Source organism: Rhodococcus sp. UFZ-B548, from assembly GCF_903819475.1.
GTDB classification, from domain to species: Bacteria; Actinomycetota; Actinomycetes; order Mycobacteriales; family Mycobacteriaceae; genus Rhodococcus_F; species Rhodococcus_F erythropolis.
Genome location: NZ_CAIJDS010000096.1, coordinates 1 through 9,110, shown reverse-complemented (window position 1 = coordinate 9,110; position 9,110 = coordinate 1). Strand labels below are relative to the sequence as shown.

Annotated in this window: 10 protein-coding genes; 4 read left to right on the top strand and 6 right to left on the bottom strand. The window is 61.7% G+C overall.

Features of this window, described 5'->3' with window-relative positions; all coding sequences use genetic code 11:
* Positions 1–178 precede the first annotated feature (178 nt).
* The 6 genes from H7C86_RS35845 to H7C86_RS35820 all read right to left on the bottom strand — a co-directional run bounded on the left by H7C86_RS35845 (position 179) and on the right by H7C86_RS35820 (position 3,395).
* Positions 179–604: a pyridoxamine 5'-phosphate oxidase family protein gene (locus H7C86_RS35845; protein ID WP_182263399.1), complete on the bottom strand. Its 426-nt coding sequence runs from the start codon at positions 602–604 to the stop codon at positions 179–181.
* 280 nt (positions 605–884) lie between these two features.
* On the bottom strand, positions 885–1,121 hold the full coding sequence (locus tag H7C86_RS35840; RefSeq protein ID WP_232253386.1) for a DUF1049 domain-containing protein: 237 nt from the start codon (positions 1,119–1,121) through the stop codon (positions 885–887).
* A gap of 41 nt (positions 1,122–1,162) precedes the next feature.
* Positions 1,163–1,429: an SHOCT domain-containing protein gene (locus tag H7C86_RS35835; protein ID WP_182263398.1), complete on the bottom strand. Its 267-nt coding sequence runs from the start codon at positions 1,427–1,429 to the stop codon at positions 1,163–1,165.
* A complete protein-coding gene (locus H7C86_RS35830; RefSeq protein WP_182263397.1) occupies positions 1,426–1,878 on the bottom strand; it encodes a DUF6325 family protein in 453 nt (150 codons plus the stop codon). Before H7C86_RS35830 ends, H7C86_RS35835 begins: the two co-directional genes overlap by 4 nt.
* Before the next feature lie 82 nt (positions 1,879–1,960).
* Positions 1,961–2,341 (bottom strand): SHOCT domain-containing protein, encoded by a 381-nt coding sequence (locus tag H7C86_RS35825; RefSeq protein ID WP_182263396.1) that lies wholly within the window; start codon positions 2,339–2,341, stop codon positions 1,961–1,963.
* Between the two features lie 145 nt (positions 2,342–2,486).
* Complete coding sequence (locus tag H7C86_RS35820) at positions 2,487–3,395, bottom strand: helix-turn-helix domain-containing protein (RefSeq protein WP_182263395.1); 909 nt, start codon at positions 3,393–3,395, stop codon at positions 2,487–2,489.
* A 338-nt stretch (positions 3,396–3,733) separates the two neighbouring features.
* Here H7C86_RS35820 and H7C86_RS35815 point away from each other — a divergent pair, with 338 nt between their 5' ends.
* The 4 genes from H7C86_RS35815 to H7C86_RS35800 all read left to right on the top strand — a co-directional run bounded on the left by H7C86_RS35815 (position 3,734) and on the right by H7C86_RS35800 (position 8,919).
* A complete protein-coding gene (locus H7C86_RS35815) occupies positions 3,734–5,113 on the top strand; it encodes a M20/M25/M40 family metallo-hydrolase (protein ID WP_182263394.1) in 1,380 nt (459 codons plus the stop codon).
* Positions 5,110–6,672, top strand: coding sequence for a YfcC family protein (locus tag H7C86_RS35810; RefSeq protein WP_182263393.1), 1,563 nt, complete (start codon positions 5,110–5,112; stop codon positions 6,670–6,672). The genes H7C86_RS35815 and H7C86_RS35810 overlap by 4 nt, the downstream gene beginning before the upstream one ends.
* A 136-nt stretch (positions 6,673–6,808) precedes the next feature.
* Positions 6,809–7,189 (top strand): SHOCT domain-containing protein, encoded by a 381-nt coding sequence (locus H7C86_RS35805; protein ID WP_182263392.1) that lies wholly within the window; start codon positions 6,809–6,811, stop codon positions 7,187–7,189.
* A gap of 92 nt (positions 7,190–7,281) precedes the next feature.
* On the top strand, positions 7,282–8,919 hold the full coding sequence (locus tag H7C86_RS35800) for an alpha/beta-hydrolase family protein (protein WP_182263400.1): 1,638 nt from the start codon (positions 7,282–7,284) through the stop codon (positions 8,917–8,919).
* Positions 8,920–9,110 lie beyond the last annotated feature (191 nt).

The following is a 9,110-nucleotide window of genomic DNA, read 5'->3' as shown; positions in this document are numbered from 1 at the left end:
TATCTGAAGCTCATAGGTGTATCGGGATATCTAGCCGATAACTTAGATTATGTCATTCTATCGAGGAAATGCTTTGTGCTGCAACGAAATATGTCGACCGTGAAATCTGTGTTCACCTGACGTTGAGCCGCTGTGTCGTTGCCAGGGTGAGAGAGCGCCGTCCTGCAGGGGTGTCGGTTCAGTTTTCGGGGTCGAAGTGCACTGCGCGGCCGGTGATCTCGGTGGCGGTTATTTCTACGATGTTGTATTTGGGTGTCGGAATCCACGATCGCAGGCCCAGTTCGTCGATTCTGGCCATTTCGGTGAACGAGGTCAGTGCCCGCGCTGTCCCTCGGACCACGACACTCCACCCGTTGGTGGTGTCGATGTGATCGGCCTCGAACAGGACGCGATCGTTGACGGTCAGTTCGACCAACTTGGTGCCTTCTGCGGTGCGGAAGTAGAGATGGTGGTCATCTACTACGTAGTTGACGGGAAAGATGTCGGCGCGTTCGCCTGATCCGGTGACGAGGCGGCCTAACTGTTGCTGTGCCAGGAATACCCAGCATTGGTGGTTGTCGAGTATCTCGACAGGTACGTGTGGGGAGAGATCGTCGGCTGTCATGACTTCCGGTCCTCTCTTTCTGGCAGCTACGAATTCAGGGTAGTGCAGCGACGGCGACTCCCGAGTCAGTCGCCGGCGAGAGATATCTATCGGGGTGCGGGCGATGAGCGCACGTTGCTACTGACGAGTGCGTGGTCCTGCCCGGAACAACTGGCGGAGATCACGATGATCAGCACCACAATGATCAAAGGATTCCGCAGGTTCCGCCAGAGTGCATAACGCAGCTTGTGACGTGTCTGCGCCGGTCCAGCAATATTCGACGAGTCCATTGTTGCGGTGCTCAATGGGTCGTTTTTGTGCGCCGGGTGGTGAGCAGGCCTGTCGCCCAGCCGAGCACAAGGATGACGACGAGGGTGAGCCAGAGAGGTGATTGCACCGATACCCAGAACAGTTGAATCGTGGTGGCGGCCCGGTTCTGGAGAATGAAAATCGCCGCGAGCACCACCAGCACCGCGGCGAGAATGCTGCGCGGCGTGAGCGACAACCGACTCGGCTGGGTATGGGTGTCCGAGCTCATCAGATGGGTCCTTCTGTCATGACGGGTAGACATCGAATAGTTCAGTCTGCGAGAAGACGCGCTTTCTGGGTATCGAATTCCGCGTCGGTGAGGATGCCGGCATTTTTGAGTTCGCCGAGCTTGGCGAGTTGATCCAGTATGTCGGGTGTGGGTGCTGCGCTGTCAGCGACAGTGGCCGGCGTGTTCGGCGTGGCAGAAGCAGTACTCGTCTGATCTTGTTGTGCCCAGCGGGTGCGTTGACGGCGTTGAACGTTGCCGTGGATGGAACTTGCCACCGCGACGCGGCTGGCTCGTCGGAGAAAGCTCATTCTTGAATCTCCTGCGCGGTGTCGGCGGTGTTGGTGAGGATTGTGGCGAGGCCGTCGAGATCGAGGTGGCCTTCGGTGATGATCGTGGCCCCACGGGTGGTCCACGCTTCGATAGCGGGGAGCAGGGTGAGTTCTTCGTACACGAGGACTGCGGCGAGGCTGCCTTCGCCGATGTCCTCGGCGATCAGGGCGAGGTCGTCGACGTCGAGAAGGTGCGAGGAGGCACCGCCGAAGACGGTGGCGTCGAAATTCTCGGTGCTCAATCCGCCGGCGTCGACGATCACGGCGTGTCCGCTGGGGAGTTTGACGACGAATTCGAGATCCAGGATGCGTATGGTTCCGGAATCGACCAGTACCAGTAGCTGTTCGAAGCCCTCTGGGGTGAGGGCGCCGTCGGGAAATTCGACAACGATGTACTCGATCGGGCCGAAATGATTCAGATCAGTCATCAGCGGGTTGGGCCTTTCACAGGCCGCCGCTGGGGTAGAGCTTGCGGCGGCCTGGTGCTGGAAGGGGTGGCGTTGGTGGATGTCAGCGCAGCGCTTTGGCCTTGAGCGTCTCGTATTCGGCGGTGGTGATGGTGCCGGCGTCGAGCAGCGCGCGTGCTTCGGAGATCTGCGACGCCGGGGTGGTTCCGGCGACGTCTTTGATGTAGTTGTCCGCTGCTGCGCGTGCGGCGTCGTGTGCTGCTGCTTGCCGTTCCCCGATGCCTCGTCCGCGGACGAGAATGTAGAGGAATGCGGTCAGATACGGGACGGCGATGAGGAAGATCAGCCACAGGATGCGGGCGAGCGCGGGCATCGTACGGTCCCGGAACAGGTCTCCGATGATCTGGAACAGGATCAGCAGGTACGCGACGAACGCGAACACGATCAGGGTGTACCAGAGCAGATCCCAGAATGAATCGAGCATGTCGGCGGTGCCTCTTTCGGTGATCAGCGCATCTCGGCAAGGGTTTGCCGGTCAGTCGCTGGTGTTGTTGTATCAAGAAAACGTGGTGGCACCAGTGAAGGTGTCGCAGAATGTGAACATCTGTCGCACAATCGAATCTCGTTCGTCATTCGCGCAGTTGCGTGGGAGTCAGATCGTAGTGGGCGCGAATCGCGCGCCGGAGTTCACCGGTCGAGGTGAAGCCCGCCGCTGCAGCAACCTCCGGGAGCGCCATCGTCGTGGATCGGTCGCGCAGCATTCCTACGGCGTATGTCGTTCGCAGGGAGCGGATTTCAGTGGCCGCTGTGCTGCCGGCCTTCTCGAATACGCGCTGGAGTCGGCGGACGGTGACGTCGAGACGACCAGCGAGGACCGAGGGAGTGAGCATCGGGTCCCGATAGGACGCGGCGATGCTCGTGCGTGCCCGCGCCAGCAAACCGGCACCGAGTTCGGTGGACGAACCTCGGTAGTTCAGGCTCTCGTGATGGAGCCCGACGATCAGCTCGAGGACGGCGTTCTCGACTGCGGATGGGGTCGGCTCATCGGTCAAGGATTGTCCGTACAGGGTTGCCTTGACGAGCGCGGAGAGGGCATGGGTGGTGGTCGTGGCTCCGTCGGGTCCGAAGTGTAACGAGTCCGCCGAGATATGAACCCCACGTTCGACGAGAACGGCATCGTCGATCCGCAGCATCATCGATTCGGATACCGTTTCGTTAAGCCCTTCATGCCGATTCCAGCCGACCTGAGAGACGATCTGGCCAGGTCGGAACACTCGGCGGCGCTTCGTCGATCGAACCGACTGTGTACCGCGCAGAATCAAGGACAGATTCACCACGTCGCTGTCGACGACCCTTCCGGGCGCGGCCAGACAGGGGGACAGATGAATTCTGCTCGCCGCCACAGCACCGATATCGCAGGTTTCGAGTCGGAAATGGAACTGCCCTTCGTCCGGCACGACCAGTTCGGTCTTGTTGCCCGCTTCCGGGGTCATGGCCTGAAAACCTGCCTGCCCCCGCAGTTCGATCACCTGCCGCATCCGCGGTTGCTCCTTCGTGAAGCCACCGGCCTCTCGTGAGAAGAGTAGACGATCCGAGCTAGAAACAACTCGAGGCACTGGTATCGAAAAGAGCACTCCGACAACACTTATGCGACAGGTCAGGTAACACGTATAACCGGATACAGATACCCGAGTCCATTGTTCACCGCGAAGTTACCCACCGCGATGATGATCTATTCGACGACAGTACCTTCGGATCGACGACAATCCGACGCCCGGGCGGCGTGATAGTTGGTATCTTGCGCAGAGCTCACGCGAAGCCGCCGATGAATAGATCGGCACGCCCCTCTTCCGCTCGTGTTCCGAGGAGTTCACCGATGACCGACGTGTTCCCACAGCCGCTCACTCTCTCGCAGGTCAAAGAGGCTGCAGCGGGGTTGATGCCGACCTTGGAGGCGGAGCTGGCGGCTTTGGTGCGTATTCCCTCGATAGCGACCGAGGGGTTCCCGATTGAGCCCTTGTTCGAGGCGCACGATCTGATCGTGGACATGCTCATCGCCGCAGGTGTACCCGAGATCGACGATCTGCAGATTCCGGGGAAGACCGCGCCGGTGATCCTGGCGACTGTTCCGGGGCCGATGGGGTCCCCGACGGTATTGATGTATTCGCATTACGACGTTGTTCCCGCCGACGACGTCGAACTCTGGGATTCACCGCCTTTCGAACCGAGCAAGCGTGACGGCGCGATTTACGGCCGCGGTACGGCAGATTCGAAGGCAAATGTCATTTCGATGATCGGCGCCCTGTCCCTCTTCAACGGAGCACCGCCCGTCACCGTGAAATTGGTGCTCGAGGGCCAGGAAGAATTCGGCAGCCCCTTCGACAACTATCCGCCGGAAGCCCCCGAATTGTTTGCGGCCGACGCAATGGTCATCGCCGACGTCGGGAGCGTTCGACCCGGATCACCGACCTTGACCGTCGCATTGCGCGGATCTGCCCAGGTGATCGTCGAACTGACCACTCTCGGCGCCGACAAGCACAACGGCCTTTACGGCGGCGCCGCACCGGACGCCCGCCTCGCGCTCATCCGCGCACTGGCGTCGCTGCATGACGATAACGGTGACGTGGCGGTCGACGGCCTCCTGCGCGAACCGTGGACCGGTAGTTCGTACACCGAGGACGAGTTCCGCACCCTCGCCGAGATCCGTGACGGGCTTCCGCTGCTCGGGACCGGCGGCATCGGCGAACGCATCTGGTCGGGCCCGGCCATCACCGTGACCGGTATCGACGCTCCCCCGGTGGACGGCGCCGTCAATGCTGTCGCCAGCACTGCCCGCGCTGTGGTCAATCTGCGCGTGCACCCACGCCAGCCGGCAGCGGACGCGCAAGCTGCGCTGATACGGCATCTGGAAGCCCTGCGCCCCTTCGGTTTACAACTGACAGTCACCGCAGGAGAAACCGGCGACGGATTCGCGGCAGCCGAAGGCGGACCGGCCTTCGACGCGGCACTGTCGGCGCTCTCGCAGTCGTGGGGTGAGCCGGCCGGGCTGATGGCAGGCGGCGGCTCGATCCCCCTCGTCATGGCCTTGGATACAGCAGTGCCGACCGCCGAGAAGTTGTTGTTCGGCGCCACCGACGGCTACGCGAACATCCACGGCCCCAACGAACGCGTCCTGCTCGACGAGCTCGAGAAGGCCGTCGTCGCCAAGGCACTGTTCTTCCAGGAATACGCACACACCTTCGAGGGGAAGAAATGAGCACCGAGACCGACACGGGATCCGCACCTACTCCGGCCAAGAAGAAGTTCGAGTTTCCCGGTGCGGTCACGATGCTCGCGATCGTCACCGTCCTGGTCTGGGTTGCAGCACTGTTCATTCCGGCCGGACGCTTCGGCGTCGACGTGGACGGCTCACCCGTTCCCGGCAGCTTCGAGACCGTCACGTCTCCGCTCTCGTTCTGGGAACGAATCCAGCAACTGATCCTCTCTCCCGTGAACGGCCTGTACGGCGTACAGGATTCGATCACCGGGTTCGTCGACACCGACAACATCGGACGGCTCTTCGGTTCGGTCGGCGTAGTCCTCTTCATCATGGCGCTCGGCGCCTTCATCTCCGTCAGTTTTGCCACACGCAGCCTGGAAACCGCTGTCTCCCAACTTGCTACCAAGCTCAGCGACAAGGGCTGGCTGCTCATCACCGTCATCATGGTGCTGTTTTCACTGCTCGGTTCGACGATGGGCTTCTCGGTCGAGACCTTCGGCTTCTACGCCTTGCTCATACCGCTGATGACGGCACTGGGCTATGACCGCATGGTCGCGGCCACCATGATCATCCTCGGCGCACTGGTCGGAAACATGGCGTCGACGGTCAACCCGTTCTCGATCGGCGTCGCCTCCGGCGAAGCAGGTGTCTCCATCGGTGACGGCATCGTGCTGCGCGTGATCCTGTGGATCGTATTGACCGCAGTGGCAGTGGTATTCGTTCTCCGCTACGCCGCAAAGGTGAAGAAAGATCCGTCCAAGTCGCTTGTCGGTTTCGACATCGAGGACGACGAAGACGAGGAACCGGCCGAGCCGGTGGACATCGACGGCAAGCTCACCGGAACTCAGAAGCTGGTACTGCTCATCACCGGACTCACCTTCGGACTGATGATCTTCTCCGTCATCCCCTGGTCGAGCATCTTCGGCGCCACCACCGGACCCGCCGAGTACGACGCGTACCACGTCACGGCAACCGAGCCCTACTGGTTCGAGTTGAACTGGTGGTTCCCACAATTGGCGATGTTGTTCATCCTCGCCGCCGTTCTCGTCGGCATAGTCGCGAAGATGGGTGAGAAGAAGATCGTCTCCCTGATCACGCGTGGAGCCGGCGACATGGTCGGCCCGGCGATCGTCATCCTGCTCGCTCGCGGCGTCTCGGTGATCATGACCAACACCGAAACCCTCGACACCATCCTCAACGCGATGGAGCAATTGGTCAGCGGCGCTTCGGCCGGAGTCTTCGCCATTCTCGTGATGCTCGTCAACATCCCGTTGGCGTTCCTGATCCCGTCCAGTTCCGGTCACGCCACCCTGGCGATGCCGCTGCTCGCCCCGCTGGGCGACTTCGCCGGAGTCAGCCGCGCACTCGTCATCACCGCCTTCCAGATGGGCCACGGCCTCATGCTGATGGTCGCCCCGACCAACGTCGTCGTTGTCGGCGGGTTGGCCATGGCGAAGGTCGGCTACGACAAGTTTCTGCGCTTCGTCTGGCCACTGCTGCTGATCAACTTCGTGATCGTTGTCGTGGTGATCGGCGCAGCAGCAGTCCTCGAATGATACTGTCCGGCCCTTCTTCTCAAGGACAGGGCAGCGGGTCCCTGCCTACTTGAGATCGTGCGTCTGATACAACTTTGACGTTGCCCGGCCGTAGCCGCAACGTCCAGCTTTTTTGAGAACTATAGGAGTGCAGTCGATGTTGGATTCGATGTGGGATTTGCTGTGGTACACCCTGACCGTGTTCTTCTTCGTCGCCTACCTACTGGTGTTGTTCCAGATCATCGGTGACTTGTTCCGCGACCGCTCCATGTCCGGCGTCGTCCGCGTGCTGTGGATCATTTTCCTCGTCGTCCTGCCCTATCTGACAGCGTTCGTCTACATCCTCACTCGCGGTCGAGGTATCGCCGAACGCCAGGCAGCGGCACACAGCGCGGCACACAGCGCGGCAGACGACTACATCCGAGAAGTGGCGGGGAAGTCGGCGCCGGAGCAGATTTCCGAGGCGAAGGCGCTCCTCGATGCTGGTGTGATCGATGCTGCGGAGTTCGCAGCGCTCAAAGCGAAAGCCTTGAGCTGACACTATTCCGGCCTTTTCATTGCTTCCGTGACTGCCGAGTTTTCCTTGCGCACAGACCATAAGGATTTAGGGTGATCAGATCACTCGGTGCCATGCGCGCCCGGTTCACGACCTATCTGCTTAGCTTGCACCCCGCAGGGCTGATCGCTGCACTGGTGTTTTTCGCCTGGTCAATGACACCCTCACTGCTCCCCCGCGCCTGGTATCTGCAGGCAGTGGCCACAGGTATCAGCATCGCCATCGGGTACGGTGTCGGCGCACTCCTCGCATGGATCGTCCGCGCGTGCGGGTTCGAACCGCAGTGGCAGGATCGAACCCGCCGCGCTGGGTGGTGGATTCTCACGGTGCTTGCATGCGTTCTCGTGCCCACATTTTTGGTTCTCGGTTCGTGGTGGCAGCAGATCATCCGCGATCTCGTAGGCGTCCCGCGCGTGGCCCGCTCGAATTACATTCTGGTCTTGGCTCTCTCGCTCTTCGTGGCGGCACTGATTCTGACTGTGAGTCGAGCGGTACGTGCCGGTGCACGGGCCCTTGGGCGATTCGGCGGACGGTTCATCCCTGCCCCGATCGCGAAGCTGGCCTCCGTCGTGTTGATCGCTGTGCTGGCTGTTCTTCTCGTCAACGGCGCTGTGCATCAAGGCATCGTCGCCGCAGCGCAGCGTTCGGCGGAAGTCGCCGATCAATCCACCGCTGACGGGGTCGAACAACCCACCGCGCCGCAGCGCTCGGGTTCGCCTGCCTCGGCAGAAGCCTGGAGCACTTTGGGGCGCGAAGGGCGGACCTTCGTCGCCGGTGGGCCGAGTGCCGAGCGCATCGCGGAAGTGACCGGCGCACCCGCGATGACTCCGATCCGCACTTACGCGGGTCGTGAGTCCGCAGACACCGTCGATGGTATCGCCGCGCGGGTGGTCGCCGAACTCGAACGAACCGGCGCATTCGATCGCCAGATCCTCGCTGTCGTTACGACCACCGGACGGGGATGGGTCAACTCGAACGTCGCCAGCGCGTTCGAATACGTCAACCACGGAAATTCTGCCATCGCCGCCATGCAGTACTCCTTTTTGCCTAGCGCACTGTCATTCGTGGCGGATCGCGAGACACCGCAGATAGCCGGCAGAGCCTTGTTCGATGCAGTACATCAAGCGTGGTCGGCCCGACCGGAAGGCTCACGGCCGAAGCTGGTTGTCTTCGGCGAAAGCCTCGGATCCTACGGTGGCCAAGCAGCATTCGCCTCCGGCGCCGATATCGTCGCCCGCACCGACGGCGCATTGCTGGTCGGCACACCGAACTTCGCGCAACCCTGGCAACGCATCACCGATCAACGAGACAACGGATCACCCGAACGGTTACCGGTCGTCGACGACGGCCGAAACATCCGCTTCGCGTCCCGCCCCGATGACGCTGACCTGCCCACCCCGTGGGAGTCCTCGCGAGTGGTGTTCTGGCAGCACGCCAGCGACCCGATCACCTGGTGGTCCTTCAATCTCGCTCTGCACCAACCGGACTGGCTACGCGAGCCCTTGGGCCCTGACGTCGACCCCGGTATGCGGTGGATACCTCTCGTCACCTTCTGGCAGGTGACACTCGACATGGTGTTCTCCGCCGACGTGCCCTCCGGTTTCGGCCATGCTTACGGACCCGAAGCGATCGACCTCTGGACCCGGATACTCACCCCGCAAGGGTGGGACGATGCAACAACCGATCGGGTACGAACGGCGCTCGGCGGATAACCAGAGCAATGCTTTCATCCAGCACTGTCCACGAACAGGCTTCGCCGCACAACAATTTCCGTCACCGCGACCGGGAGGATCAGAGAATGGCCGGGGCTGAGCAATGACAGCGGTGGAGGATCTGACCGAGGTTGCATCCCGGGCCGTCGCCGCCGAGCGTGACGCCCGGTCGGTGCGCTGGCACAACCCGG

Excerpts from the sequence above, each read along its gene's own strand:
- H7C86_RS35840 (WP_232253386.1), bottom strand. The coding sequence starts at position 1,121 with ATGAGCTCGGACACCCATACCCAGCCGAGTCGGTTGTCGCTCACGCCG.
- H7C86_RS35835 (WP_182263398.1), bottom strand. The coding sequence starts at position 1,429 with ATGAGCTTTCTCCGACGAGCCAGCCGCGTCGCGGTGGCAAGTTCCATC.
- H7C86_RS35820 (WP_182263395.1), bottom strand. The coding sequence starts at position 3,395 with ATGCGGCAGGTGATCGAACTGCGGGGGCAGGCAGGTTTTCAGGCCATG.
- H7C86_RS35845 (WP_182263399.1), bottom strand. The coding sequence starts at position 604 with ATGACAGCCGACGATCTCTCCCCACACGTACCTGTCGAGATACTCGAC.
- H7C86_RS35830 (WP_182263397.1), bottom strand. The coding sequence starts at position 1,878 with ATGACTGATCTGAATCATTTCGGCCCGATCGAGTACATCGTTGTCGAA.
- H7C86_RS35815 (WP_182263394.1), top strand. The coding sequence starts at position 3,734 with ATGACCGACGTGTTCCCACAGCCGCTCACTCTCTCGCAGGTCAAAGAG.
- H7C86_RS35805 (WP_182263392.1), top strand. The coding sequence starts at position 6,809 with ATGTTGGATTCGATGTGGGATTTGCTGTGGTACACCCTGACCGTGTTC.
- H7C86_RS35810 (WP_182263393.1), top strand. The coding sequence starts at position 5,110 with ATGAGCACCGAGACCGACACGGGATCCGCACCTACTCCGGCCAAGAAG.
- H7C86_RS35825 (WP_182263396.1), bottom strand. The coding sequence starts at position 2,341 with ATGCTCGATTCATTCTGGGATCTGCTCTGGTACACCCTGATCGTGTTC.
- H7C86_RS35800 (WP_182263400.1), top strand. The coding sequence starts at position 7,282 with ATGCGCGCCCGGTTCACGACCTATCTGCTTAGCTTGCACCCCGCAGGG.